A 24,535-nucleotide genomic window follows, 5' to 3' on the forward strand; every position below is an offset into this window, starting at 1 on the left:
GGGCGGCGGGCCTTAGGCCGGGTAGGGCAACGGGTGTTTCTGGGTCAGTTGGGCGACCCGGGCCTTCACAGCATCGAGCGCCGAGTCGAGTCCGTCGGTGTCGATGGCCTTGAGGACCGTGTCGATGCAATCGGCGATCTCCTCCATATCGGCTTCGACGAAGCCGCGGGTGGTGACCGCCGGGGTGCCGAGACGAATCCCGGACGCCTGGAAGGGCGAGCGGGTTTCGAAGGGCACGGTGTTCTTGTTGCAGGTGATGTGGGCCAGATCGAGGGTCTCCTGGGCCTTCTTCGCGGTGAGGTCCGGGAGGTTGTCGCGCAAGTCGACGAGAAAGAGGTGGTTGTCGGAGCCGCCCGAAACGAGCTTGTAGCCGCGGGCGATCATGGCGGCGGCGAGCGCCTGGGAGTTTTTCACGATCTGCTGCGCGTAGGTTTTGAACTCGGGCTTCATGGCCTCGGCGAAGCAGACGGCCTTGGCGGCGATGACGTGCATGAGCGGGCCGCCCTGGCCGCCCGGGAACATGGCGGAGTTGATGGCCTTGGCGTGCTCCTCCTTGCAGAGGATGAGACCACCGCGCGGACCGCGCAGCGTCTTGTGCGTGGTGGTGGTGACGAAGTCGGCGTGCGGCACGGGCGACGGGTGCACGCCGGCGGCGACCAAGCCCGCGATGTGGGCGATGTCGGCGAAGAGGTAGGCCCCGACCGATTTCGCGATCTGACCCATGCGCTCGAAGTCGATGACGCGGGAGTAGGCGGAGGCGCCGACGGTGATCATCTTCGGTTTCTCGCGCTCCGCAACGGCGGCGAGCTCCTCGTAGTCGATGAGTCCAGTGTCCTCGCGCACGCCGTATTGCACAAACTGATACAGCTTGCCGGAGAAGTTGACCGGGTTGCCGTGGGTGAGGTGGCCGCCGTGGGCGAGGTTCATGCCCAGAACCTTGTCGCCGGGCTGGAGCACGGCGGTGTAGACGGCGAAGTTGGCCTGCGAACCGGAGTGCGGCTGGACGTTGGCGTGTTCGGCGCCGAAGAGGGTCTTGGCGCGTTCGATGGCGAGATTCTCGACGACGTCGACGTGTTCACAACCACCATACCAGCGTTTGGCCGGGTAACCCTCGGCATACTTGTTGGTCAGCACGCTGCCCTGGGCCTCGATGACGGCAGGGTAGGTGAAGTTTTCCGAAGCGATCAGCTCGATGTGGCTCTCCTGGCGGGAGCGTTCGGCCGCGATGGCGGCGGCGATTTGTGGATCGAGGGTGGCGAGGGAGGCGTTGTTCATGGATGCAGAGAAAGGGAGACGGCGGCCGGGGGCTTATTTGATTTCGCGACGCAGGAAGGCGAGGACCGAGGGAATGGCTTCGACGATCTCGTCGCGGCATTGTTCGTAGAGCGACAGTGGGCCGCCGTAGGGATCGGCGATCTGTTGGTCGGCCTCGGGCGGCATGAATTCGCGCAGCAGGAAGATGTTCTGCGGCGTCGGCTCGAACATGGCGTGAATGATGTCGCGGTGGGACTCGGTCATCACAAAGACCGCGGTGGCCTCGCTGAGCAGCTCGGGGGTGAGGGCCTGGCTGCGGTGCTGCGAAATATCGAGGCCCACCTTCTTGAGCGCGGTGACGGAGTTGGCGGAAGCCGGATCGCCGTCGCGGGCGGCCACCCCGGCGGAAGCGACGCGAAACTGGGCCAGCGGGCCATCCTCGGCTTTGAGGGCGTGGGCGAGGAGCGCTTCCACCATCGGCGAACGACAGATGTTGGCGGTGCAGATGGCGAGGAGGAGTCCGGGTTGCGATTCGGCCATGAAGGGGACGGACTTAGGGCGACTCTGGGCCGGGGGCAAGGCGGGTTTGCGCGTAATCGGGGATCAGCCGCGCCCCAACGCCTTGAGGCCGAGCAGAACCTGCACGGCCCGCTGAAGCATCGGATCGGTGGGCGTGGTTGCCTTCGCCGGAGTCTCGTCAGGGGCGTCGTCCGGAACGTCCTCGGCGGAGTCGGCGGAGTCGGCGGGCAAATCGCCGTTGTGGTGGCGGACGAGGGCCGACTCATCAAAACGTTCCTTGTCCACGGGCGGACGAGTCAGCGCGACCAGATCGGTCCCCGCGGCGATGGCGTCCACCGCCTCCCGGACTTCGGCCGCGGAGACGGCGACGGTGAGATCGCTGGCGAGACCGGCGTCGGCCGGAGCCAGCAGCAGGAGGGTCGGAGCGCGGGCAGCGAGGCGCTCGATCCACGATGCGGCGCTCGGCCCGGCCAGCAGGACAACTTTGGCGGAGGGAACGGGCGAGGTCACGACCGCCGGCACGTCGATGTCGGCCGGGACGAAACGCAGGTCGATGACCGCGCGCTGCGTGGCGGCGAGTTCGGCCGCGGATTCGGCGTCGGTGTAGACGAGTCCGTGGCCAAGATCGACCGGGGCACCGCGGGTGAGCGCGGCGAGCAAGATGGCGGCGGAGAAAACGCCGCCCAGGTGACGTGAACGCCTCATGCGATGCGGCCGAATTGGCGAGCGCCGATGTCGCGGCGGTAGACCTTGGTGACCATGCCGATGGCGTCGCAGGTCTCGTAGGCGGCGTCGGCGGCGGCGCGCAGCGTGGGGGCGAGCGCGGTGACACCGAGGACCCGGCCGCCGGCGGAAACGAGTTGGCCGGCGTCATTGGTGCCGGTGCCGGCGTGAATCACGGCGACGCCGCTGGGCAAGGGTTCGGGAAGTGAAATCGGGTCACCCTTCGGGTAGCTGCCGGGGTAACCGTCGGCGGCAATGACGACGCACATGGCGGCCGAGTCCTCGATCACCTGCAGGTCGAAGCCGGCGAGTTGGCCTTGGGTCGCGCGCCAGAGCAGCTCGAGCACGTCGCAGCCGAGGCGGGGCAGGACAACCTGCGTTTCCGGGTCGCCGAAGCGGGTGTTGTATTCGAGGACCGACGGTCCCTCGGCGGTGAGCATGATGCCAATGAAGAGCGTGCCGCGGAAATCGATGCCTTCGTTGGCAATGGCTTCGACGGACGGCAGCACGATCTCGCGATCGATCCGGGCGAGCAGTTCGGGGGTGACGACCTCGGCCGGCGAGTAGGTGCCCATGCCGCCGGTGTTGGGGCCAGTGTCGCCCTCGCCGATGCGTTTGTGGTCCTGCGAAGTGGGCAGGATGAGGTAGTCGGTGCCGGAAACGACGACGAGAATGGAGGTCTCCTCGCCGGTGAGGCAGTCCTCGATGAGCACGCGGGAACCGGCATCGCCAAACTTGTTGCCCGAGAGCATGTCGCGCACGGCGTCCTCGGCCTCGGCCAGGGTTTGGGCGACGATCACGCCCTTGCCGGCGGCGAGACCGTCGGCCTTCACCACGATGGGCGCGCCGCGCTCCCGCAGGTAGGTGAGGGCGGGTTCGACCTCCTCAAAAATGCCGGCGGGTGCGGTGGGGATGCCGTATTTGAGCAGGATCTGTTTGGTGAGAATCTTGGAGGCCTCGAGTTCGCCCCCGTCCTTTTTCGGGCCGTAAGCGGGGATGCCCACCTTGGCCAGGGCGTCGACCAAACCGAGGGCGAGCGGGACCTCGGGGCCAACGACAACAAAGTCGATCGATTCGCTTTGGGCGAGGGCGACGAGGCCGGGGATATCGTCGGCCTTCACGGCGTGGCAGGACGCGCCGTCGGCGGCCATGCCGGGATTGCCCGGAGCGGCGTGCAGGCGCGGCGCCGCAGGAGAGGCGGCGATGGCGCGAACGAGAGAATGTTCGCGACCGCCGGAACCAACAACGAGGACGTTTTGGGGAAGGTTGCTCATGGATCGAAAATCAATTGGAACGTCGACCCGACCAGTGGCCGGGCAAACGCGCAGGGTGGGAAATTGCCCAAACCCGGACGCAGTCGTCGAGGATTTCGTAGTGAATCACGAAACGGAACCGGTTCGTGACCAGTCGATGGATCGTCGGGTCGTTTGGATCAGCACGCCCTGGTCCAGGAAACTTCTTCAGCTGCTCCAATGCGGCCAAGACGTCCTCCCGCAGCGCCACACCGGCAGTCAAGCGCTGCGCTTCATAGTAAGCGATCTCCTCGAAAAGCTCCTCCTGCGCCAAGGAGACAATTTCAACCGGCATCATTGACCACTGTTCCGCAGGTCACCCTTGAGTTGGTCGAGCGATACGAAGCTCGCCTTCCCTTCCGCCACCAAGTTTTTACGCCGATCAATTTCGGTCCGCCATGATCTCGCATAGTGGCTCTCGCCTCGAAGCAGTTGCTCTTCAAGCAATGCGGCCAGCTCACGCTGCTGTTCTTCGGGCATTTTCAAGGCCGCGTCGGAAATCGTAGCGAAGTCGTTCGGCATTGGCGGAAAGTGGAGTGATTTCGGGAGCGGCGCGAGGTCGGAGTTTGGGTCAGAGCACTTGCAGCTTTTCGCGATAGAATTGCACGACGGCGTTGGGGTCGTCGGTGAAGAGCATGTAGTCGAGCATCCAGGCCGGGGCGCGGCCGGCGGTGACCATGTGGGTGATCTGCTTGCGCAGGTAGCCAAAATAGTCGGCGCCGAAGAAGACCATCGGCACGCGCGGGCGGATGCCGAGCTTGAGGTTGCACAGCTCGATGCCGATCTCCTCCAGAGTGCCGACGCCGCCGACGTTGAAGATGCAAAAATCGGCCACCTCGAACCACTTTTGGCGGAAGTGGCGGGATGACTCCTGGAAGGTGTTGAAGAAGTCCACGCCGAGTTTGGGGGGTTGGGCCTCGAGTTCGAGGAAGCAGGCGCCGGTGAGCGCGCCCTTGGCGCGGGCCTGTTCGCAGGCGAGGCCCATCACGCCGCCACCGCCGCCGGTGAGCACGCCGACGTTGGGCGACATGTAGTCGGTGAGGCTTTCGATGAGCGTGGAGATACTCTTGGTCTGCACTTCGTCGAGGCCGACGGCGCTGCCGTAGAAGGCGAGGATGGTCGACTCCTGGAAGCGGCGCTGCATTTCCTCCCGGAGGAAGAAGCCGTGGTTCTTTTTGTAGCTGTGGAGGAACAGGTCGCCGAGCGAGGGGTTGAACCAATAGACGTCGATGCCGAGGGCATCGAGGGTGTCGAGGCGCCCCTGGGCATTGTGCGAAAGGAAGAAGCCGTGGGTGCGCGAGGCATCGCGGAAAATGAGCCGCTTGAGCTTCAGGTCCGGCAGGCGGGCGAGCAGCTCCACCTGTTCCGGCAGGTTGGGGAAATAGCGCGTAACGAGGGTGTCGGCGTTGGCCGGGGCGTGTTCCAGGGCGTGCAGCAGGGTCGGGTAACCGCAGGTGCCGTCGGTGTCGGTGAGGACCTCCTTCAGACCGCTGCCGTTGCCGCCGACGCTGAGGAAGTGGGACGGGTTCTCCATCTGCGCATGTTGGCCGCGGAGAGATACGCGGAGGCGCGGTTTCGGCGCGTCCTTGGCGGCGCCGGGTTCGGGAGGGCGGGCGTCAAGGCACTCGAAGGTGTCGCGGGCGATGGAGATGAGGCGTTCGCGTTTTTGGGTGAGCGCCTGGGTGCGGGAGTCGTCGCGCTCGGGCGCGCGGAAAATCTCAACCGACACCATCGGATTGACCACCGGCTCGCTGCCTTGGTTGTAAATCTCCAACATGATGTTGGTGCCGAAGGTTTTCACCGGGTCGAGCAGGATGGCGCTGGTGTGGATGCCGAAGTTGCCCGCGCCCTGGTTGAGCACCACGTAATGCTCCTTCAGATACATCGAGCAGCTGGTGAGGACGCCGGAGTGCGGCGGGATGGTGAGCGGCGAAGCGGCGTGGCGCACCTGCACCTTGTCGAGGAAGCTGCGGCCGGCGGTGCCGGAGACGAGCCGCTCGAAGGACGGACGGTCGAGGTCCGGCTTGAGCGTGTAGCGGACGTGGTGCGGCGTGAGGAAAACGTGACCCTCGCGATCGATCGAGATGGTGTTGGGCAGCTTGATCGTGTTGGCGCGAACGGCTTCCCAAATTTCGGCGGTGGTCAGCTTGGCCTCGGGCGGCGCGAAGAAGAGGCGGCCCACCGGGCTGCCGAGGCGCAGCAGTTTGCGCCAGTAGGCGGCGTGCGGGAAACTGTGGTCGTAGATGAAGGCCTCGGCCTCCAGCACGACGCGGTTGCCGTCGATGCGCGGCGGGCCCTCGGTGAGCATTTCAATGCCGATCCGCGCGAGGGTGGAGCGCTCGGAGAACTTGAGGTCAGCGAGGTGGGTTTTGAGGAATTCGAACTCCTTGGCGTGGCGGGGCCAGAAGGCGAGGGTGAGCGATACGGGTTGGTCATCGCTGGCCGGGGGGCGCACGGAAAGGATTTGGCCATCTTGGCTGGTCCAGAAGGAATCGGCGTTCATGGGAAAGGGGGCGGGAAACCAAGGCCAGTTTTGGTCGGCTTACAAGGGAGGAGTCGGAGATTGCAGGCTGGGGGCAGGGCCCGCAGCGTGGCGTCCACCCATGAGCGCACACCCCTTTTGCTGGTCCCCATCACGTCAACTGTCGGCTCTCACCCTCGGCTTCGCGCTTTGGGGCGGAGCCGCCTCAAGCGGTCTGGCCCAGGCAACGGCCGAAACCGCGCCGGCGGCGCCGCAGATCAGCGAAGCGAAGATGCTGGAGGTGTTTGGCTGGATGACCGGTATGCGCACGGGTATCAGTCAGCTCGGGCTGAACGACGAGGAGGCGCAGGCCTTCATCCGCGGCCTGGAAATGGCGCGACGGGGTGAAGAAACCGATGTCGACCTGCAGGCGGTGGGCGGTGCGATCGCGCAGTTCATGCAGGCGAAATTCGACGCCCACATGGCGGCGGAGAAAGCGGCCCAGGTGGAGCAGGCGGCGGCGTTCTGGACGGAACTGGCTGGCAACTCCAACGTGGTGATCACGCCGAGCGGCCTCGGCTACGAAATCCAAGCGGCGGGCGGCGAACGCAAGCCGACGGCCACCGACCGCGTGCGCGTGCACTACCATGGCAGCCTGTTGAACGGAAAAGTCTTCGATTCTTCGGTTGAGCGAGGGGAACCCTACGAAACCGCACTCAATCAAGTGATTCCGGGCTGGACGGAGGGCGTGCAGGCGATCGGCGAAGGCGGCAAGATCCGCCTCTACGTTCCGCCGCAACTGGGCTACGGTGATTACGGCAGCGGTGACATCCCGCCGGGCGCGACCTTGATCTTCGATGTGGAGCTGTTGGCCATCCTGACGCCGGCCGCGCCACCGCCGGCGCCCGCGCCGGCGACACCGTGATCTTCGGAACGTAACCCGGTTGTAACCTGGCCGGGCGGTAATTCGTTTGCGTGCCGGGTTACGCGAAGGAGAAAGGGACCGTGCGCATCACGTTGGTGACCGAAACCTTCCCGCCCGAGGTGAATGGCGTTGCCATGACCTGGGGGCGTTTGGTCACCGGTCTGCGGGAGTCGGGCGATCAGGTCGAAGTGATCCGACCCCAGCAGCTGCACGAGACGCAGGCATCCGGGGTGCCGGCCGGAGAGTGGGTGGTGCCGGGTATGCCGATCCCCTTTTATCGCAGTTTGCGCGTCGGTCTGCCGGTGGTGGGCCGCCTGCGTCGGCGCTGGACCGAGCGCCGGCCCGATGTGGTGCATGTCGCGACCGAGGGACCCTTGGGCTGGGCTGCCCTGCGGGCGGCTCGCGCGCTGAAGATTCCGGTGACCTCAAGCTACCACACCAACTTTCACCAATACGGGGCGCACTACGGGATCGGCTTGTTCCGCTCATTGGCGCTGGCATGGATGCGGCGTTTTCACAACGCGACGCGCTGCACCCTCGTGCCGACCCATCAGATGAGGGACGAACTCGCGGCGGATGGGTTTGAACGGCTCGGCATCCTCTCGCGTGGCGTGGACACGGCGCTGTTTCACCCCGGTCGCCGCGACAACACCCTGCGCGCGAGTTGGGGTGCGGCGCCGGACGACCTGGTCGTGATTCATGTCGGGCGAATGGCGGCGGAGAAAAACATCCGGCTGGCGGTGGAGGGGTTTGAGGCGATCAAACAACGTGATCCGCGCGCCCGGTTTGTATTGGTCGGCGACGGACCGGAACGGGCGGCTTTGGAAGCTGCGCATCCAGATTATCACTACGCCGGCATGCAGCGCGGCGAAGCGCTGGCGGCGCACTATGCTTCGGCCGATTTGTTTTTGTTTCCGAGCGTGACCGAAACCTTTGGCAACGTGGTCACCGAAGCGATGGCGAGCGGGCTGGTCGTTTTGGGCTACGATTACGCGGCGCCGCGGGAGCACATTCGCGAGGGGGAAAACGGCTACCTGACGCCCTATGATGACGGCCGCGCTTTTGTGACGAAGGCAGGCGAAGTCGTCGCGCAGCAGTCAGGTTGGGAACGGGTGCGCAGGGCCGCTCGAGCCACGGCCGAAGGCCTCACCTGGACCGCGATTGTGGCTACTTTTCAGACTGATCTGCGGCGGGCGACGGATCAGCCGGTGGAGTGAAGGTGGTCAGCGAGGTGTAGAGCTCGTTGCCTTGGAAGTCGTTGAAGCCCACACTGCTTTGTCGCCAAGCGACAATGAGCACCTCCGGCTCCATGCGATTCGACTCGTAGAAGTAGAGTTGAACTTTGGCTCGTTGTCGCACGTGCGAAGCGGCGGTGGAGCCGGGCAACGTCACCTGTTCAACGAGCCGATAGGCCAACGCCAGTCGCGAGGTGTCGGGGTAGGCTTGATCGACCCTCAAGCTCCGGACCTGTCCGTCCGGGGAGATAAATCCGTCGAGAAACAGAAAGGCGTCGTAGCGATGGTTGGCGATGTTGTGCCACGTCTTGCCGTAGCGTTTGGACAGCAGACGAGTGGGAGCGTCCGGATTGGACGCGAGGCTGTTTGGCGGACCGGAACGGTTCACCCCCTGGTTCGTGCATCCGTCGAGCAAAACGGCGGCGAGGAAGGCGGTGACGATGAAGCGGGGCGAGGGCAACGCGAGGTTCACGCCCGAGATTGGGCGTGATAGCGACGCAGATCCAGCGTGTAGCGGCCTTCCGGCGGGAAGGAAATTTCGGGAATCCAGCGCGATTGGCCAATGGTGTGGGGCCAGTCTTCCCAACGGGCGGCGTGACGGGCGCGGGCTTCCTTTTCGTCGGTCGGTCGGGTCGCGTAGGGCGTGCCCACGGGGTTCCAGACGTGCCAGCGGGCGGCGGCCACGACGGTGAGCGTCGCCTTGTCGACCCACTCCAGCAGCAGCGGCGCATGAACGGGAATGTGCGGATGGAGCGAAGGGTAGAGGTGGAAGGCGCGGAAGCGGATGCCGCAGGCGGTGGTGTCGTCGGCGGAGCGGAATTCGCAGGGAAAGCCGTTGGCGAGCATGATGCCGCGTTCGAGTAGTTCCGGATCGGATACGGCCACTTCGATGCGGTCCATGCTCGAATCCACGGTGCGGGCGACCGTGCCGGCATTGGGCGACTCGCCGAGCAGCGGCCAAGCTTCGAGCGCCTGGCGGAAGACCACTTCGGCGTCGTGCGATTTTTTGGCCTTGTCCTGGTAGGCGAGTTTAAAGGCGCCCAGTTGGGGGAAGCGCCATTCCCAGTAGGGGCGCAGCCACTCGACGTCGAAAGGGATGTCGTGCGCGGCGAGGTCGGCGGCGATGGCCTGCAGATCCTGCCAGATGAAGGACGGGAGCAGAAAACGATCGTGCAGTTCGCCGGCCCAGCGTATGAAGGGGGTCTTGAACGGATCGCCCACGAGGCGCGCGAAGATGGCGCGCAGGAACAGGCCGATGAGGCTGAGGGTTGCGGCCTCCGGGTGGGTTTCGAAGGCGCGCAGTTCAACCAGACCGAGGCGGCCGTTGGGGGCGTAAGGGTTGTAGAGTTTGTCGACGCTGATTTCGGCGCGGTGAGTGTTGCCGGAACGGTCCATCAGCAGGTCGCGGAAGAGCAGGTCGAACTGCGGGAGGTTCGGCGGGTGGCCCATGCTTTCGGCGCCGGCGCAGGCGATCTCGAGTTCGTAGAGCGCCTCGTAGGTCGATTCGTCGATGCGCGGAGCCTGGGAACTCGGTCCCATGTAGAGTCCGGTGAAGGCAAAACTCAGCGCCGGGTGGTGCTGGAAATAGCGAATGACCGACGGCAGAAAATGCGGGAAGGCGAAGAAGGGGGAGTAGAGTCCATCGGGGCCGCCGAAGACGACGTGGGCACCGCCGCCGGTGCCGGATTCGCGGCCATTGAAATTCAGTTTGCGGGCGATGAGGCCGACCTTGGTCGCGGCGGCGTAGAGGTCCTTGAGCTGGCGATCGTAGGCGGTCCAATCCGGGCAGGGGGCTAGGTTGATCTCCAGGACGCCCGGGTCGGAGGCGAGGCCCATGGTCGGCAGGTTGGGATCGGAAGGTGGGGCGTAGCCGGAGAGGGTGCAGCCGGTGAGTTTGACCGCGGCGAACGCCGCTTCGATCTGCTCGAGCAAGGCGAGGTAAGCGTCGGTGAGCAGCGGCGGCACGAAGACGCTGACCGCGCCGTCGCGCAATTCGACGGTGAGCGCACGGCGGAGGCGACCCTCGGCGAGCTGGCCGAGCGGTAGGCGCAGGCCGGCGAAACCGTCGCCCGGGAAGAGTTGGATCGGTCCATCGAAGTCCGCGCTCCAGTCGTCGGTGATCCAGGCGCCCTCGACGTGGTCCAGCGGCAAAACGTAGCCGCAGGCCTTTTTGCCGGTGGCCAAAGGGCGGATGGTTTTGGTGCCCAGTCCAAGGAGACGGGCGAGTTTTTGGGTGACCGCGCGCGCGTCGAGGAGACGGTGTTTGCCGGGTTTGGTGTCGCCGCGCAGGCGGCGCGGATTTTTCCAGACCGGCACCCCGTCGGCGCGGCGTTGAATGAGCAGGGTCCAGCGCGGGAGCGGTTCGCCGGGGTAGTGCTTGCCCGAGGTTTCCAGCAGGACCGCGCCGCGGTAGGTGTCGCGGATGAGGCGCAGCGCGAGGCGACGGGCGTAGTCGAGCTTGGTCGGACCGAGTGCGGCGGTGGCCCACTCGGCTCCCTCCGGCTGCAGTGGCACAAAGGTGGGTTCGCCGCCCATGGTGATGGCGACGTCGGTGCGGCGGAGGGAGGCTTCGACGGCGGCGGCGCAGGAAGAGATGGAGGTGCTCACGCGGAGGAGGATTGGTGGGAGGTTTGGGAAGCGGAATGGTCGAGGGGCTCGACGACGACCTGGACGTCGAGGTCGGAGTCGACGGGGACGGGGCTGTAATAGTTGCCCTGAATCGGGTTCACCGATTCGGCCTGGGCGTCGTGGGCGACGGGCACGAAGCGGTCGTCGCACCAGATGCCGTGGGTGGGGTCGATGCCCTTCCAGCCGGCGCCGGGCAGGAAGACCTCGGCCCAGGCGTGCATCGCGCCCACGGTGCGGTGGTCATCGCCGTCGGGGGCGTAGAGGTAACCGCTCACAAAACGGGCGGCCAGGCCGAGGGTGCGGCACAGCTCGGTGAACAGCACCGCAAAGTCGCGGCAGGCGCCGCTGCCGAGCCGGAGCGTGGTAAGGGAAGATTGGATACCGCGTTCCTCGCGGCGCACGTAGGTGAGGCGCTCGTAGATCAGGCGGCTGAAGGCGGTGAGACAGTCGACCGTGCCGGTCGGGCGCTCGGTGAAATTGGCGTCGACCCAGGCCTTGAGTTCGCGCTGGGTTTCATCGAAGGGCGGGGCGAGGTAGGGGCCGAGGCCGAACTTGAGGCTGGGTTCGTAGGCGAAGGGCGAGTTGATCGCGTAGTCCTTGAGCACGAAGTCGAAGGGATTGGTTTCGAAGGTTTCGACGTGCGCGTGGGTGCGGATGACCAGGTGATCGGTGTTCTCCGGAAAGAGGGCGGTCCACACCTCGTTATCGAGCGGATCGGCGGTGCGCGAAAGGTGCGGCGCCGGATCGATGGTGACCTCAAAATGGCGCAGGCGCTGACGGGAGTTTTCGCGTGGGCGCAGGTAGAGAACGTGGGGCGAGAGCGAAACCGACTTGGCGTAGCGGTAGCGGGTTTCGTGGGTGATGCGAAGATTCATGGGCGGCGGCGCCGGCAGGGGAAAGGCAGGGAGGCTTAGCAGGGATCGGGCCTACGCGCCACCCGTCGTGATGTCGCGCAAGTCGGCGGCAAAGGCGGTGATGTCGGCCTCGGTGGTGTCCCAGTTGCACATGAGCCGGTAGCGCTCGGGTCCGAGAAAATTGTGAAAATGCCAGCCGCGCTCGTGCATGCGGGCGGCGACGGCGGGCGGCATGTCGATGAAGGCGGCATTGACCTCGGGTTCGAGGAAGGGGGAAACCCCGGGCAGGTCGCGGATGGCCTCGACGAGCCGGCGGGTCATGGCGTTGGCGTGGGCGGCGTGTTTGAGCCAGACGTCGTTTTGCAGGACCCCGGTCCACTGCGAGCTGAGAAAGCGCATCTTGGAGGCGAGTTGGCCGGCCTGTTTGCAGCGGTAGTCAAACTCGCGGGCGAGCTCGGGGCGGAAGAACACGACCGCTTCGGACGTGTTCATGCCGTTCTTGGTGCCGCCAAAGCAAAGCACGTCGACGCCGGCGCGCCAGGTGAAGTCGGCCGGGGTGGCGCCCTCGCGCTCCTGGAGCGCGGCGGCGGCGTTGGCGAAACGGGCGCCGTCCATGTGGACATGGAGCTGATGGGCATGGGCGAGGGTGCAGAGCGCGTTGACCTCGGCCGTCGAGTAGACGGTGCCGAACTCGGTCGACTGCGTGAGCGAAAGCACGCGTGGCTTCGGGTAATGAATGTCGGTGCGTTTGCGGATCACCTGTTCGACGGCGGCGGGGTCGAGTTTGCCGTTGGCACCGGTGGCGGTGAGGATCTTGGTCCCGTTGGAGAAAAACTCCGGTGCGCCGCATTCATCGGTTTCGACGTGCGCGACCTCGTGGCAAACCACGCTGTGGTAACTTTGGCACAGCGAGCCGAGAGCGAGCGAATTGGCGGCGGTGCCGTTGAAAACGAAAAAGATCTCGGCGTCCGGTTTGTCGAAAATGCGCCGGATCTGGTCGCAGGCGCGTTTGGTCCAATCGTCCTCGCCGTAGGAAGGCACGCGACCGGAGTTGGCGGCGGCGAGGGCGGCCCAGGCTTCGGGGCAAATGCCGGAAGTATTGTCGCTGGCGAAGTGATGATGGACGTGATCGGACATATAAGGGTGGACGGATGAATGGAGCTTGTCCGCAAACCGTGCCGGACGAAAGGCGAAGATTTTTGTGGTTTGGCAAGCGCCGCTGTGGTGCCTTGCCAGGGTGTGTTTTGGAAATAAGCGAGACCATCGTGGACCAGTGAAGTGGCTTGCGCCAGGCGGACGCAACGGAGGTGGCCCAGCGGGCCATACCGTTGTGGACAACGCCGCGCCAGCCACTTCACTGATCCACCCTTCGGGCCGGGACGGAGCCCGTGGCGGCCGGCGTTGTTGACCGAAAAGCGGTGCCGACTGGCACAGCTTTCTCGGCTCCGCCTTGTCCTCCACGGGCTGCGTTCCCGGCGATGGACCCTCCTATTTTCAAAACACACCCCAGACCTCCCATGCCCCCGCCGAGCCAGCCATCGCCCGACTTCGCCCCGAACCTTTATCTCGTAGGTTTCATGGGCACCGGCAAGACGACGATTGGTCGGTCCGTGGCGCAGCGGCTGAAATTTCGTTTGCTCGACAGTGATCACGAAATCGAACGGGAGCAGAATCGCACGATCCCCGAGATTTTTGCCGACGAAGGTCAGGATCACTTCCGCCAGCTCGAACGGACGTTCATCGACGCGGGACATCCGTCCGAGCGCTGCGTGGTGGCCTGCGGTGGTGGACTGGTGGTGCAGCCAGGCATGCTCGAACTGCTCAAGTCGCGCGGCGTCGTGGTTTGCCTGCATGCGTCCTTGGAAACGATTCTCGCCCGCACCTCGGCAAACCGGAATCGACCGCTCCTCAACGTGGATAACCCGATGGAGCGGATTCAAGCGCTCTACAAAGAGCGGGAGCCGGTCTACAAGCGGGCGGGCGCGGTGATCCTGACGGACCATCGGCCGACGAGCGACATCATCTCCCACGTGCTCCGGGTGTATCGCCGCGAAGCCGCCGACCTCGCCCGCGCGGCCTCGCGCCATGGCCGCTGACCGCGAAGAACTGCGCGCCCGTTTGCGCGCGCTGGGTTTCGACGTGGTGCGCTTCGCCCGCGTGGATGAGGACAGCGAGAGCCCGGGCAGCGAAGCGTTCCAGCGTTGGCTAAAAGCGGGAAACCAGGCCGACATGGCGTGGATCGAGCGCGGGGCGGCGAAGCGCCTGGATGTGACCCAAGTGGTGGCCGGGGCGCGAAGTTTGGTGATGCTCGGCGTCAATTACGGGATGGAGGAGACCGGGAAGCCGAACGGGAGCGGGCAGGGCATCTGGGCGCGTTACGCGCTGCACGACGACTATCACGACACGATCAAACCGGGTTTGGTCGCGGCCGGTCGGGAACTGGAGACATGGGCCGGCATCGGGCCGACGGATTACCGGTATTACGTGGATACGGGGCCGGTTCTCGAACGCAGTTGGGCGGCGACGGCCGGCGTGGGCTTCACCGGTAAGAACGCGATGCTGATTTCTCGGGATTTCGGCAACTGGCTGTTCCTGGCGGCGATGGTGGTGCGGGCGGAAATCGAACCCGACACCCCGGTGAGTCGGGCCGCGGCGCAGCGGCCGGTGGGCACCTTGTGCGGGCAATGCACCCGCTGCCTCGACGCCTGCCCGACGCAGGCGCTGACGGCGCCGGGCGTGCTGGATGCGCGTCGCTGCATTTCCTACCAAACGATCGAAAACCGCGGCATCATTCCGCGCCAGTTGCGCCGCGGGATCGGCGACCGGCTCTACGGTTGCGACATCTGCGCCGAGGTCTGCCCGTGGAACCGCTTCGCGCAGACCGCGCGGTCCGGGTTGCTGAAGCCCCGGCCCGAGCTGGCGGCTTTGAGTTTGCGCGAAATCCTGCAACTCACCCCCGAACGTTTCGCCGCGGTCTTCAAGGGCACGGCGGTGAAACGCCTGAAGTTGCGCGGACTGCTGCGCAACGCGTGTATCGTCGCGGCGAATACGCGGGCGCTCGAGTGCGTGCCGCGATTGCGCGATCTCGCGGCGGATCACCCGGAGCCGATGGTGCGGGCACACGCGGTGGCGGCGTTGCGGGAGCTGGACGAACACGCGTTTCTTGAGGCGCAGCGGTCGAAGGAAGTGGATCCGATGGTGCGGGCGGAGTTCGACTGACCCGCTCGGGCTGATTGGCTTTTATTAGGCCAAGGAACTCACGGATGGCCCCGGACAAACGAGGTGCACTGATCACCCCGGATCCGTGCCAATCCGGGTCATCGGGGGCTGCTTTTTTAATCGGCAGCACGTCGCACCTGATGCATCAGCGATGCGCGAACTTGGCCTGCATGGCGGTGCGGAAGTCTGCCGGTGGCCGGGTCGGCTGGCCCTTGCGATCGACAAACGCGTGGGTCGTGGAGGCGGTCGCGAGCAATTCGTCGCCGCGGCGCACCTCGTAATCGATGCGCACGCGGATCGTCGGGCATTCCTTGATCACGGTGTGAATCGTGACCTCGTCATCATACACCGCCGGTCGGAGGTATTTGATGTTCAGATCGAGCACCGGCAGGTTGTAGCCGGCGTGTTCAAGATCGCGGTAGTTGAAACCGTGCTCCCGCAGCAGATTGGTGCGGCCGACCTCGAGCCACGGCAGGTAACTGCCATGGTAGACGACGGCCATGGCATCGGTTTCGGCGTAGCGGACACGAACGGTGGTGCGGGACTCGAGCATGGAAAACGGAGCAGGCTGGTCGGGCGCGGACTTAGGAATCGGCCAGAGCTTCGCCAAACAGGACGCGGGCGGAGTGCGACCAGTTGTTGCGCCGGGCCCAGTTCCAGCCGGCGCGGCCGAGGCGTTCGCGCAGCTCGCGATCGCTGATGAGTTTTTCGAAGGCGGCGGTGAGCTGGGCCGGATGATGCGGCGGCACGAGCAATCCGGTCTCCCCGTCGGCCACAGCTTCGGCGACGCCACCGACCGCGTGCGCGACAACGGGCAAACCATGGGCGGCCGCTTCGAGGTAAACCAAACCGAAACCCTCGACGCTGTTGCCGAAGTCGATGCTGGTCATGCCGAAGATGTCGGCCCGGTCGTAGATGCGGCTCAGCTCGTTGTCGGGTATGTCGCCGAAAAACCGCACCGGAAAATCGGCGGTGGTGGCGGCGGCGCGCAGCGTTTGTTCGTAGGAGGGTTTGGCGGTGGAACCGACGAGCCAGTATTCGATCTGGTCGCGGAAGCGGGGAGCGAGGGCCTGCAGCGCTTGGAGGGTGAGCAGTTGGCCCTTGCGGGGATGCAGGCGACCGACGGTGAGGACGATGACTTTGGAGTTTGGCTCGGAGGGGGTTTGCTCCACCACGGCGAAGTCGGAGCGCAACGCGCCGGGCGTGAGCAGGATTTTGGAGCGCGACTCGGGAAAGTGGGTGCGGAGCAGGTCACGCGTGTAGCCGGACAGCACGCTGATGCGGTTGGCGTAACCGATGAGCCGGCGGGCGAGGGGGCGGATAAAGGGATTGCGGTAGAACTTGAGCACCTCCGACCCGTGAAACGTGAGCACGAGGTGCTTGGGGCGAAAGGCGTGAAAGCGCTGCAGCAACATGAGCGTGAGCATCGGCCCCGGCTCCGGCAGATAGACCGTGGCATAGCGCAAGTCGCGCCGGCGGCGAATCAGTTGCCAGGCCAGGCGCAGTTGGCAGGAAAGGTCATGTGTGCCCTTGAGCGGCATGCGCCAGACGCGGAAAGGCCACTGGCCGGCGTCACGGGTGGTCGGAGCCTCCTGCGCCCAGACTTCGACATCGAGGCCGAGTTGCGCGGATGCCTTGGCCATCTCCTCGGTGAAGGTCGCGATGCCTCCTCGCTTTGGGTAAAACTCATGCGTGATGAGGTAAAGCGACTGGGAAGAGAGGGATTTGAGGGCTGGGCTCGACATTGCGAAAGCGGCCGGAAGAGGGACCGCTTGAAGAGATAAGACCGTGCTTTTGGCGCTTAGGCGGGATGAAGGCAACTGATGGTTGAACCAAATGTGAGCGCTCAGGTCTTCAGCGGCTGGCGCTTACGATTCGGTGACAAAACGGTTGCGGTTTTGGCGGTCGGGAGAGCACGCAGGGCTCCAAGAATAGCGTTTACATTCAAAATACCGAAACCTAACTACCCGAAATCATGCCAAAAGGAGACCTCGACGGTCATGAGGGCCAGGTGGCCCCGGAGGCGGCCCCCAAGCCGTTCTCAGTAGAAGATGAGTCTACGCTGCGCGAATCGCTCAAGCGGTGTTCCCCCGCGACCATTGAGGCCGCGATTGCCTTTCGTAAGACTCAGGAAGCCAGCCACTTACCGGCGGTCATCATCGGCGTGATCGAGCGCTTTGTGGAGCCGGACTTGCGGGCGAAACTCAAGGAAGCGGACGATGAGCTGCGCTTGGTCGAAGATCTTGGCATCGATTCCCTCACCATGATGGAAATCGTCATCCTCGTGGAGGACGTGCTCCAGATGCAGATCAACAACGAGGATCTGCGCAACCTGCGCACGGTCGGGGACATCAAGGTGTTCATCGACTGCAAGGTCCGTGGTCTGCCGCCGCCAAAGCCGACGAAGTTTCTCCCGATCGAACAGATTGTGTCGGTCATGCCGATCCAGGCACCGTTCCTGTTCCTCAACGAGGCCTCGATCGTGGGCAACGGCGCGCAGGGCAAATACAAGATCACCGGCCAGGAGTTCTTCCTGCAGGGCCACTTCAAGGACAACCCGGTGATGCCGGCCTCCCTGATGCTTGAGGCGCTCGGACAGCTTGCCGTGCTCTATTTGCTGGAGGGCGCTGGGGCCGATGAAGGCAAGGCGATCGACCCGTCCAAGATTTTCTTCACCTCCTGCGAAGGTGTCCGTTGCCACCGTATCTGTCGTCCGGGCGATCTGCTCTCGATGAGCGTGAAGCCGAAGCGGACGAAGATGCCCTTGGCGACCTTCGAAGGCTCCATTCGCGTCGGCCAGGAAAAGGCCGCCATGGCGGAGGAGATCACGCTCACCTTCGCCTACGCCGATTCCAAGGCCGTGCCAGAGCAGAAGTCGGCTTCGGCCGCGGCCAAACCGGCCGGGCAGGGCAAGAACGACGACGACATGCGCCCGCCGGTGGCGGCCGCCGTCAACGCTTGACCGTCCCCGCGCCCCGCAAGCGGCCCGGGAAAGATTAACGCCGCAGCTGCGGTGGGTTACCGATCCGAATAGCTGAATTTGGGCGGTTCACCGCGTTGACCCGCGTTGGCGCATGACCTTAGCTGGCTCCTCACCCGTGTAGGTGAAGTGAACAGCCTCGGCCAATCATCCGAGTGCGTTCCTTTTTCGAAACGGGTGGATCAGCATCGAATTATGGCGAAAGTATTTCTCACCGGCCTGGGTGTCATCACGAGCATCGGCAACGACACGAAAGAGGTCTCGCAGAGCCTGCGAGAGCTTCGACACGGGGTGGAGCTCTACCCACCATTCGCCGCGGCCGGCATCCCGGTGAAAGTCGCCGCGCCGGTGAAGGGCTTCGACACCGCCTCCCTCGATCCGGAGGATTGGACCTATCCCGCGCGCTACCGGGTGCGGCGCGAATACTTGCGCAGCATGGGTCCCCATGGGCTCTACAGCTATTGCGCGATGACCCAGGCGATCGAGGATGCCGGTTTGTCCGCGGAAGACGTTTCCAACGACGACACGGGATTGTTCGGCGCCTCGGCGGGCTCGCCGAATTTTCTGACCTACTACGTGCAGAAGATGCACAACGAGGGGGTGATGCGCTGCTCACCGCTGGGCATCGTCGCGTCGATCGCCGGCACGGTGCAGTTCAATCTCGTCGCCCATTTTAAGATCAAGGGGGCATCGACCGGATTTGCCTCGGCCTGCGCCTCCTCGTCCCACGCGCTGGGCTACGCCTTTGACGAGATCTCGCTGGGGCGTCAGAAGCGCATGTTCGTGGTCGGCGCGGAAGACGGAAACGTGGAGACGATCCTGCCTTTCGCCGGCATGCGGGCGCTGTCGCTCAACGCCGATCCCGACACCGCCTCGCGCCCCTTTGATCGGGCCCGCGACGGCTTCGTCGGCACGGGCGGCGCCACGGTGCTGGTCCTTGAAAGCGAGGAAGAGGTGCAACGCCGCGGCGTGGTGCCGTATTGCGAAATCGCCGGTTGGGGGCAGGCCTCCGACGGGCACAACGTCGCCATTTCTCATCCGGAGGGCACCGGCCTGGCCAACGCGCTCCAGCGTGCGCTCAAGTATTCCGGCGTCAGTCCGGAGGCGGTGGACTACATCAACGCCCACGCCACCTCGACCCCGATCGGCGACATTTCGGAGGGCAAAGCGATCCGCACCGTATTCGGCCCGTCCGGCTCGCGGCCCGCGATCAGTTCGACCAAGGCGCTGACCGGTCACGGACTCTCACTCGCCGGCGCAATGGAAACGGGCTTCTGCGCGCTGGCGCTGCGCGAAGGATTCATGCCGGGATCGGCCAACATCGAGCACCTCGACCCCGAGGTTTCCGACCTCAACATTCTGCGCGAAACCCAGGCCGAGCGGCCACAGGTGGTGATCAACAACAGCAGCGGATTTGGCGGGGCCAACGTCGCCATCGTCATGCGGGCGGTGCCCTCGGCCAACTGAGTCGATCGCCAAGATCGAAGATTGAAACCGGCGTCGCATAAGCCACGTTCATCCACGTGGCCCGCCGTCGATTTTGGCGTGGTCTGAACACCTCCATGCAACGCCCAGTCAATTTGACCGCTCCGGGTTCTTCCTTCGCCCGTTCCGCATTCGCGTCCATGTCCCGTCGGGGCAGGGCGGTTCGTCCCACTCGGACACCCTCCCGCTAATTCGTGGCGTCCCAACTTCGTATTCTGGTTCTCACCTCCAGCACGGGCGGCGGACACGATGCCCGGGCGAAGGCTTTCGCCGAGTGGTGTTTCGCCCGCTATCGCCACCAGGTCGATGTGCGCATCGAGCAAATGCTGGAGAAGTCCTCGATGGTGAACCGCACCGGGGTGAATTTCTACAACTGGATCCAGGTCAACATGCCGTGGTTCCACAACGCGTTCTATGCCTTTGTGGAGCTGCTCAGTTTCCTCAATCGCAGCAGCGTATCCCTCGGTCGCGGTTATTACCGCGATGTCCTGGAGCAATATCGTCCGCACCTCATCCTCAGTGTGCACGACTGCCTGAACCGCGGTTATTTCCCCTTTGCCCGCCAGGTGCTCGGCGCCGGCAACGTCCGCTGCGCGACCTACTGCGGGGAGTTCTCCGGGGGCTGGGGCTACAGTCGCAACTGGATCGAACCGAGCGTCGACCTCTACATCTCGCGCACGCCGACGGCGCGCGACTATGCGGTGAAGTGTGGAATCCCGCCCGAGCGCGCCATTGTGCGCGGTCACCTCATGCGACCGGCCGCGTCGCGGCAGCACATGGATGCCACGCAGCGGGCGCGCTACCGCCAGAAACAACTGCGCCTGCATCCCGATCGTTTCACCGTCTTCCTCGCCACCGGCACGAATGGCGCCAACAACCACCTCGTGCTGCTCGAAGCCCTGCGCCGACATGCGGACAAGCTGCAGGTCATCGTGGTCTGCGGTCGCAACCAGGAGTGCTACAACCAGCTCGCCCACTGGCGCACCACGCACGCGGAATTGCCGCTCTACTTGGAAGGCTACTCCGACATCATGCACGAACTCGTGATGGCCTCCGATGTGATCGTAACGCGTGGCGGCACCACCACCTGCGCAAAGGCGCTGCACTATGCCTGTCCGATCGTCTTCAACGCCTTCGGTGGCATCATGCCGCAGGAGAAGTTGACCTGGAAATTTTTCCGCAACGGCGCCGGCTCGCACAAAATCGAATCGGCCGAAGATTTCGCCGCGATCATCGACCAGTGGATGGCCAATCCGGCCACCTACGAAAACTACCGCCGGGACTTCGTCTCGCTGCGTTATCCGGATGACCAGACCACGCTCATCGCCGATCTCGTGGGGCTGGCCGAAGCGGCGGCGGGCTGGACCGCCGAGCCCCATGCCTGGCCGGAAGGCGCGGGCGATGGCACGCTGGAAAGCGGTGCCGCCATCTAAGCGCTTGGCCCGTTCCTTGTGAGCAACCAAGTTCGCCCCGTGCCGTCGCCGCCGCCGATCAAGCTCGCCTACCTGTTCACGACGTTTCCGCAGTCGACCGAAACGTTCCTGCAACGGGAGGTGCTGGCCATGCAGGCCCGCGGATTGGATCTGCGGGTGTATTCACTTTTTGGTGGCGGCGGCGATTTTCACGGCATCGCGGTGCGGCGCTTCTCCATGTGGCGCCTGCTGGAGCTCATCTGGATCATCCCGTGGGTGGCGATGACGCGTTGGGATGTGTTCGGCATCCTGTGGCGCGGACTCTGGACCCGCCGCGCGCCGAGCTGGCTCAACTTCTGGGAAAACATGCTCGGTGCCGGTTTCGCCGGGGTGTTTCAGCGCGAGTTTCGCGACGATCCACCGGACCTGATTCATGCCGCGTGGGGTGGGGCGCCCGCGACGGGCGCCTGGATTCTGCGCCGGCTCAACGGTCATCGCTTCAGCGCGGCGGCGCATGCGTATGACATCTACGAACACGGCGGCGACTGGTGGCTCGACGAGAAACTGGTGGACGCGTGTTTCATTCACACCTCCACCGGCATGGGGCGGGCGTCCTTGGTCGCCCGGGGGCACGCCGCCGACAAGGTGCGTTTGATTCGTCGTGGGCTGGAGCGTTTCCCAAATTTCAAAGCGCTGCGCGCCGATCGCTCGGCGTTGCGGCTGGTCTGCATCGCGCGGCTGGTCGCCAAGAAGGGGCTCGATCATCAACTGCGCATTTACGCGGCGATGCGGGACGCCGGCATCGCGTTCCAAGCCCGAATCATCGGGGAAGGTCCGGAGCGCGCTCGGGTGGAGGCCTTGCGCCGCGAGCTCGGGTTGGAGGAACGGGTCGAGCTCACGGGGCACCTGCCGCAACCGGCGGTGTGGGAGCAGCTCGCCTGGGCGGATTGTTTGCTGCACACCGGCGTGGTCGCGCCGAGCGGCGATCGGGATGGATTGCCCAATGTCATCCCGGAAGCGATGGCGGCCGGGGTCGTGGTGCTGACCTCACCGCATGCGGCGACGACCGAGGCCATCACGGCGGGCGAGACCGGTTTTGTGTGTCGCGAGGACGTGCCGGCGGAGTGGCTGACGGCCTTCCGGCAGGTCATGTCCGATGACGCAATCACCGAACGGCTGCGGACTGCGGCGCGACGGTGGACGGAGGAAAATTTTGATGCGCACCGCAACGCGGCGGTGTTGCATGCCTGCTTTGAGGAAGCGGTTGCTTCGTCGTCCCCGCAGCCATGATTTATTTCGACGTCACCAAGTCGGGCAAAGCGCGCCACGCGTCGGGGCTCATGCGGGTCAATCGACGGCTGCGCGAGGAATTGGGTGATGCGATTACGCCCGTGGTGTGGGGCAAGGACCGGCCGGCGTTTCGACCGGACGATTGGTATTTCACCACCGAGACTTTCGATGTCGCGCAGCGGGATGGATTCGAAGCCTTCCTGGCGGAACCGCCCTGCCGTTTGGCGGCGTTGTTTCCCGATGCGATTCCGCTGCACCTGCCGCAGGTCACGTGGCCGCATTCGGTCGCGCGGCATCCCGGTTACATGTCGGCGCTGGCGCGCTTCGAACACGTGTTTGCGATCTCTGCGGCGGTGCGGCGCGATTTGGTCGAGTTTTGGCGCTGGCAGGGACGTCACACCAAAACCGAAGTCTCGGTGCTACCGCTGGGCGCTGACTTCGATGGCTCGCCGCGTCAGCCGCGACGGGTTGAGGTTCCGCCACCGGTGTTGCTCTGCGTCGGCATCGTGGAGCCGCGCAAAAACCAGGGGTTTCTGATCGAGGTGGCCGAACAACTGCGGGCCCGGGGCGTGGCGTTTGAGCTGCACGTGGTGGGGCGGGTGAACCCCCATTTTGGCGGGCCGATCGCGCAGCGGATCAAAGCGGCCGCGACGGACGGCGTGGGCATCAGCTTTCATGAAGCGGCAGCGGATGACACGCTGGCGGCCTTGCTCGGCCGGGCGAGGGCGGTGGTGTTCCCGACCATCGCGGAGGGTTGCGGACTACCGGTGCTGGAAGCGCTCTGGCGCGGGTTGCCATGTGTCTGCACCGACCTGCCGGTCTTGCGGGAGAATACCAACGACGGAGGATGTGTGGTGTTGCCGAAGAATAACGCTGCGGCCTGGGCCGACGGTCTCGAGCGGGTGCTGACCGACGATACGCATTGGCGGGCGCTGGCGGATCGCGCGGCGGAGCGACCCTTGCCGACTTGGGCGGACGCCGCCGCGGAAGTGCGGCGGGTGTTGACGTAGGACTGTCGGACAAGAGTCCGACAGCGCCGTCAGAGCTTTTTCACGGCGTAGGCCATGGCCTCGCCAATGCGGTCGATCTGATCGTCGGTGTGCAGCGCGGAGATGGCGGTGCGGATGAGGTCCTTACCGGGCGGCACCGCCGGGGCGATGGACATGACGGTGAAGACGCCCTTATCGAGCAGGGCCTTCCAGAAACGATACACCGCCTCGCGCGAACCGAGCACGATGGGCACGGCCGGGGTTTCGGAGCCCCACATGTCGAGACCGAGCGAGCGCAGAATGTCGGTGTAGCGCTTGGTGTTGCGCCAGAGGCGTTCGTGGTGCTCGGGCTCGCTCTGCATCACGTCGAGCGCGGCGCTGGCGACGGCGGCCTGGGAAGGCGGCACGGCGGCGCTGAAAATGGTCTGCTTGGAATTGGTGCGCAGATACTCGATGACATCCTTGGAGGCAGCGATGAAGCCGCCGGTGCTGGCCAGCGACTTGGACATGCTGCCGCAGATGATATCGACCTGGTCGTTGAGGCCAAAGTGATCGACCGTGCCGCGACCTTGTTCGCCGAGCACCCCGAAGCCATGGGCGTCGTCGACCACACTGAAGCAGCCAAACTCTTCACCGATACCGATGAGGTCGGGCATCTTGGCGATGTGTCCCTCCATCGAATACACGCCCTCGATGACGAGCATCTTGGCGCGGCGGGAGTCGATGCTGGTGATGACGTCGCGCAGATCCTCCGGGTTGTTGTGCGAGAAACGCTCCACGGTGGCCATCGAGAGACGCACACCGTCCCAGAGGCACGAGTGGATGTTCTTGTCGGCCAGGATCACGTCGCCCTTTTGCCCGAAGGCGGCGACGCTGGTGAGGCAGGAAAGGTAACCCGCGGCGTGGATGTGGCAGGCCTCGCGGTTGAGGAAGGCGGCGAGTTTTTCCTCGAGCTCGGTATGGTAACGGCGCGAGCCGTTGGAGGAGCGAGCGCCCGTCGGGCTGGTGCCCCATTTCAGCATAGCCTGCTGCCCGGCTTCGATGACCTTGGGGTGGAAGGAGAGCCCCAGATAATCGTTGCTCGAGAGCATAATCATGTCGCGCCCGTTAAGGCGGATTTCAGTGCCCTGCTGCGACTCCATCGCCAAGTAATACGGCGCGTATTTCAGGCGCATCTTGGTCGCGTAATCGTCACGCGCACGTTGGAGGATAGCTTTGGGGCTGCGCTTGAAGAACGTAAGAGCCATGCGAAGGGGAGGAAACTAGCCG

At 64.8% G+C, this 24,535-nt stretch carries 23 protein-coding genes; 9 read left to right on the forward strand and 14 right to left on the reverse strand.

Translation table 11 applies throughout. The features are described from left to right. Nucleotides 1-12 precede the first annotated feature (12 nt). The 7 genes from glyA to AC0MRV_RS17955 form a co-directional block, all read right to left on the reverse strand. Complete coding sequence (gene glyA, locus AC0MRV_RS17925; protein WP_472765882.1) at nt 13-1,275, reverse strand: serine hydroxymethyltransferase; 1,263 nt, start codon at nt 1,273-1,275, stop codon at nt 13-15. Nucleotides 1,276-1,308: 33 nt separating this feature from the next. After that, nucleotides 1,309-1,794 (reverse strand): low molecular weight protein arginine phosphatase, encoded by a 486-nt coding sequence (locus AC0MRV_RS17930; protein WP_472765883.1) that lies wholly within the window; start codon nt 1,792-1,794, stop codon nt 1,309-1,311. Nucleotides 1,795-1,857: 63 nt separating this feature from the next. Beyond that, the gene (locus tag AC0MRV_RS17935; RefSeq protein ID WP_472765884.1) at nt 1,858-2,478 is read right to left on the reverse strand and encodes a hypothetical protein; all 621 of its coding nucleotides are present in this window, start codon (nt 2,476-2,478) and stop codon (nt 1,858-1,860) included. Next, nucleotides 2,475-3,770, reverse strand: coding sequence for a phosphoribosylamine--glycine ligase (purD, locus tag AC0MRV_RS17940; RefSeq protein WP_472765885.1), 1,296 nt, complete (start codon nt 3,768-3,770; stop codon nt 2,475-2,477). Before purD ends, AC0MRV_RS17935 begins: the two co-directional genes overlap by 4 nt. 10 nt (nt 3,771-3,780) lie before the next feature. After that, on the reverse strand, nt 3,781-4,086 hold the full coding sequence (locus tag AC0MRV_RS17945; RefSeq protein WP_472765886.1) for a type II toxin-antitoxin system RelE/ParE family toxin: 306 nt from the start codon (nt 4,084-4,086) through the stop codon (nt 3,781-3,783). Continuing rightward, the gene (locus AC0MRV_RS17950; protein ID WP_472765887.1) at nt 4,083-4,310 is read right to left on the reverse strand and encodes an addiction module protein; all 228 of its coding nucleotides are present in this window, start codon (nt 4,308-4,310) and stop codon (nt 4,083-4,085) included. The genes AC0MRV_RS17945 and AC0MRV_RS17950 overlap by 4 nt, the downstream gene beginning before the upstream one ends. A gap of 49 nt (nt 4,311-4,359) precedes the next feature. Next, nucleotides 4,360-6,291 carry an LOG family protein gene (locus AC0MRV_RS17955; protein ID WP_472765888.1) on the reverse strand — a complete coding sequence of 644 codons (1,932 nt, stop codon included), beginning with the start codon at nt 6,289-6,291 and terminating at the stop codon, nt 4,360-4,362. 100 nt (nt 6,292-6,391) lie between these two features. On the opposite strand from AC0MRV_RS17955, the gene AC0MRV_RS17960 reads away from it, so the two are divergent. Together AC0MRV_RS17960 and AC0MRV_RS17965 are read left to right on the forward strand one after the other, a co-directional pair. Further along, nucleotides 6,392-7,174, forward strand: a complete 783-nt coding sequence (locus tag AC0MRV_RS17960) for an FKBP-type peptidyl-prolyl cis-trans isomerase (RefSeq protein WP_472765889.1) — start codon at nt 6,392-6,394, stop codon at nt 7,172-7,174. An 80-nt stretch (nt 7,175-7,254) separates the two neighbouring features. Next, nucleotides 7,255-8,391, forward strand: coding sequence for a glycosyltransferase family 4 protein (locus AC0MRV_RS17965; RefSeq protein WP_472765890.1), 1,137 nt, complete (start codon nt 7,255-7,257; stop codon nt 8,389-8,391). Here AC0MRV_RS17965 and AC0MRV_RS17970 read toward each other — a convergent pair. Genes AC0MRV_RS17970 through AC0MRV_RS17985 form a run of 4 tightly spaced genes read right to left on the reverse strand, consistent with a single transcriptional unit; the run spans nt 8,342 to nt 13,028 of the window. Beyond that, complete coding sequence (locus tag AC0MRV_RS17970; RefSeq protein WP_472765891.1) at nt 8,342-8,881, reverse strand: hypothetical protein; 540 nt, start codon at nt 8,879-8,881, stop codon at nt 8,342-8,344. The two genes, AC0MRV_RS17965 and AC0MRV_RS17970, sit on opposite strands and share 50 nt — an antisense overlap. Next, nucleotides 8,878-11,016 (reverse strand): transglutaminase family protein, encoded by a 2,139-nt coding sequence (locus AC0MRV_RS17975; protein ID WP_472765892.1) that lies wholly within the window; start codon nt 11,014-11,016, stop codon nt 8,878-8,880. Before AC0MRV_RS17975 ends, AC0MRV_RS17970 begins: the two co-directional genes overlap by 4 nt. Further along, the gene (locus AC0MRV_RS17980) at nt 11,013-11,912 is read right to left on the reverse strand and encodes a transglutaminase family protein (RefSeq protein WP_472765893.1); all 900 of its coding nucleotides are present in this window, start codon (nt 11,910-11,912) and stop codon (nt 11,013-11,015) included. Before AC0MRV_RS17980 ends, AC0MRV_RS17975 begins: the two co-directional genes overlap by 4 nt. Nucleotides 11,913-11,963: 51 nt before the next feature. After that, entirely contained in the window at nt 11,964-13,028 is a 1,065-nt protein-coding gene (locus AC0MRV_RS17985) for a threonine aldolase family protein (protein ID WP_472765894.1), read from the reverse strand. A 380-nt stretch (nt 13,029-13,408) separates the two neighbouring features. Between AC0MRV_RS17985 and AC0MRV_RS17990 the strand changes: the two genes are divergently transcribed. Both AC0MRV_RS17990 and queG read left to right on the forward strand, forming a co-directional pair. Further along, nucleotides 13,409-13,987 carry a shikimate kinase gene (locus AC0MRV_RS17990; protein ID WP_472765895.1) on the forward strand — a complete coding sequence of 193 codons (579 nt, stop codon included), beginning with the start codon at nt 13,409-13,411 and terminating at the stop codon, nt 13,985-13,987. Beyond that, a complete protein-coding gene (gene queG / locus AC0MRV_RS17995) occupies nt 13,977-15,110 on the forward strand; it encodes a tRNA epoxyqueuosine(34) reductase QueG (protein ID WP_472765896.1) in 1,134 nt (377 codons plus the stop codon). The genes AC0MRV_RS17990 and queG overlap by 11 nt, the downstream gene beginning before the upstream one ends. Before the next feature lie 145 nt (nt 15,111-15,255). Here the strand turns inward: queG and AC0MRV_RS18000 are convergent, their stop codons facing one another. Beyond that, nucleotides 15,256-15,663, reverse strand: coding sequence for an acyl-CoA thioesterase (locus AC0MRV_RS18000; RefSeq protein WP_472765897.1), 408 nt, complete (start codon nt 15,661-15,663; stop codon nt 15,256-15,258). Nucleotides 15,664-15,694: 31 nt separating this feature from the next. After that, entirely contained in the window at nt 15,695-16,855 is a 1,161-nt protein-coding gene (locus tag AC0MRV_RS18005; protein ID WP_472765898.1) for a glycosyltransferase family 4 protein, read from the reverse strand. A gap of 230 nt (nt 16,856-17,085) precedes the next feature. On the opposite strand from AC0MRV_RS18005, the gene AC0MRV_RS18010 reads away from it, so the two are divergent. From AC0MRV_RS18010 to AC0MRV_RS18030, 5 genes are all read left to right on the forward strand, one after another. After that, nucleotides 17,086-18,072, forward strand: coding sequence for an ApeI family dehydratase (locus AC0MRV_RS18010; protein ID WP_472765899.1), 987 nt, complete (start codon nt 17,086-17,088; stop codon nt 18,070-18,072). Nucleotides 18,073-18,285: 213 nt separating this feature from the next. Next, nucleotides 18,286-19,557, forward strand: a complete 1,272-nt coding sequence (locus AC0MRV_RS18015) for a beta-ketoacyl-[acyl-carrier-protein] synthase family protein (RefSeq protein ID WP_472765900.1) — start codon at nt 18,286-18,288, stop codon at nt 19,555-19,557. A gap of 212 nt (nt 19,558-19,769) precedes the next feature. Next, nucleotides 19,770-21,008 (forward strand): glycosyltransferase, encoded by a 1,239-nt coding sequence (locus tag AC0MRV_RS18020; RefSeq protein ID WP_472765901.1) that lies wholly within the window; start codon nt 19,770-19,772, stop codon nt 21,006-21,008. 39 nt (nt 21,009-21,047) lie between these two features. Next, complete coding sequence (locus AC0MRV_RS18025; RefSeq protein WP_472765902.1) at nt 21,048-22,277, forward strand: glycosyltransferase family 4 protein; 1,230 nt, start codon at nt 21,048-21,050, stop codon at nt 22,275-22,277. Further along, nucleotides 22,274-23,287, forward strand: coding sequence for a glycosyltransferase (locus tag AC0MRV_RS18030; RefSeq protein ID WP_472765903.1), 1,014 nt, complete (start codon nt 22,274-22,276; stop codon nt 23,285-23,287). Before AC0MRV_RS18025 ends, AC0MRV_RS18030 begins: the two co-directional genes overlap by 4 nt. A gap of 29 nt (nt 23,288-23,316) precedes the next feature. Here the strand turns inward: AC0MRV_RS18030 and AC0MRV_RS18035 are convergent, their stop codons facing one another. Beyond that, a complete protein-coding gene (locus AC0MRV_RS18035) occupies nt 23,317-24,513 on the reverse strand; it encodes an aminotransferase class I/II-fold pyridoxal phosphate-dependent enzyme (RefSeq protein WP_472765904.1) in 1,197 nt (398 codons plus the stop codon). Nucleotides 24,514-24,535: the final 22 nt, after the last annotated feature.

It is taken from the genome of Actomonas spartinae, assembly GCF_051209155.1.
In the GTDB taxonomy this organism is placed as follows: domain Bacteria; phylum Verrucomicrobiota; class Verrucomicrobiia; order Opitutales; family Opitutaceae; genus Actomonas.

What these genes read in the sequence shown, in the direction of transcription:
- glyA (WP_472765882.1), bottom strand. Translation starts at nt 1,275, where the DNA reads ATGAACAACGCCTCCCTCGCCACCCTCGATCCACAAATCGCCGCCGCC.
- AC0MRV_RS17930 (WP_472765883.1), bottom strand. Translation starts at nt 1,794, where the DNA reads ATGGCCGAATCGCAACCCGGACTCCTCCTCGCCATCTGCACCGCCAAC.
- AC0MRV_RS17935 (WP_472765884.1), bottom strand. Translation starts at nt 2,478, where the DNA reads ATGAGGCGTTCACGTCACCTGGGCGGCGTTTTCTCCGCCGCCATCTTG.
- purD (WP_472765885.1), bottom strand. Translation starts at nt 3,770, where the DNA reads ATGAGCAACCTTCCCCAAAACGTCCTCGTTGTTGGTTCCGGCGGTCGC.
- AC0MRV_RS17945 (WP_472765886.1), bottom strand. Translation starts at nt 4,086, where the DNA reads ATGATGCCGGTTGAAATTGTCTCCTTGGCGCAGGAGGAGCTTTTCGAG.
- AC0MRV_RS17950 (WP_472765887.1), bottom strand. Translation starts at nt 4,310, where the DNA reads ATGCCGAACGACTTCGCTACGATTTCCGACGCGGCCTTGAAAATGCCC.
- AC0MRV_RS17955 (WP_472765888.1), bottom strand. Translation starts at nt 6,291, where the DNA reads ATGAACGCCGATTCCTTCTGGACCAGCCAAGATGGCCAAATCCTTTCC.
- AC0MRV_RS17960 (WP_472765889.1), top strand. Translation starts at nt 6,392, where the DNA reads ATGAGCGCACACCCCTTTTGCTGGTCCCCATCACGTCAACTGTCGGCT.
- AC0MRV_RS17980 (WP_472765893.1), bottom strand. Translation starts at nt 11,912, where the DNA reads ATGAATCTTCGCATCACCCACGAAACCCGCTACCGCTACGCCAAGTCG.
- AC0MRV_RS17985 (WP_472765894.1), bottom strand. Translation starts at nt 13,028, where the DNA reads ATGTCCGATCACGTCCATCATCACTTCGCCAGCGACAATACTTCCGGC.
- AC0MRV_RS17990 (WP_472765895.1), top strand. Translation starts at nt 13,409, where the DNA reads ATGCCCCCGCCGAGCCAGCCATCGCCCGACTTCGCCCCGAACCTTTAT.
- queG (WP_472765896.1), top strand. Translation starts at nt 13,977, where the DNA reads ATGGCCGCTGACCGCGAAGAACTGCGCGCCCGTTTGCGCGCGCTGGGT.
- AC0MRV_RS18000 (WP_472765897.1), bottom strand. Translation starts at nt 15,663, where the DNA reads ATGCTCGAGTCCCGCACCACCGTTCGTGTCCGCTACGCCGAAACCGAT.
- AC0MRV_RS18005 (WP_472765898.1), bottom strand. Translation starts at nt 16,855, where the DNA reads ATGTCGAGCCCAGCCCTCAAATCCCTCTCTTCCCAGTCGCTTTACCTC.
- AC0MRV_RS18010 (WP_472765899.1), top strand. Translation starts at nt 17,086, where the DNA reads ATGCCAAAAGGAGACCTCGACGGTCATGAGGGCCAGGTGGCCCCGGAG.
- AC0MRV_RS18015 (WP_472765900.1), top strand. Translation starts at nt 18,286, where the DNA reads ATGGCGAAAGTATTTCTCACCGGCCTGGGTGTCATCACGAGCATCGGC.
- AC0MRV_RS18030 (WP_472765903.1), top strand. Translation starts at nt 22,274, where the DNA reads ATGATTTATTTCGACGTCACCAAGTCGGGCAAAGCGCGCCACGCGTCG.
- AC0MRV_RS18035 (WP_472765904.1), bottom strand. Translation starts at nt 24,513, where the DNA reads ATGGCTCTTACGTTCTTCAAGCGCAGCCCCAAAGCTATCCTCCAACGT.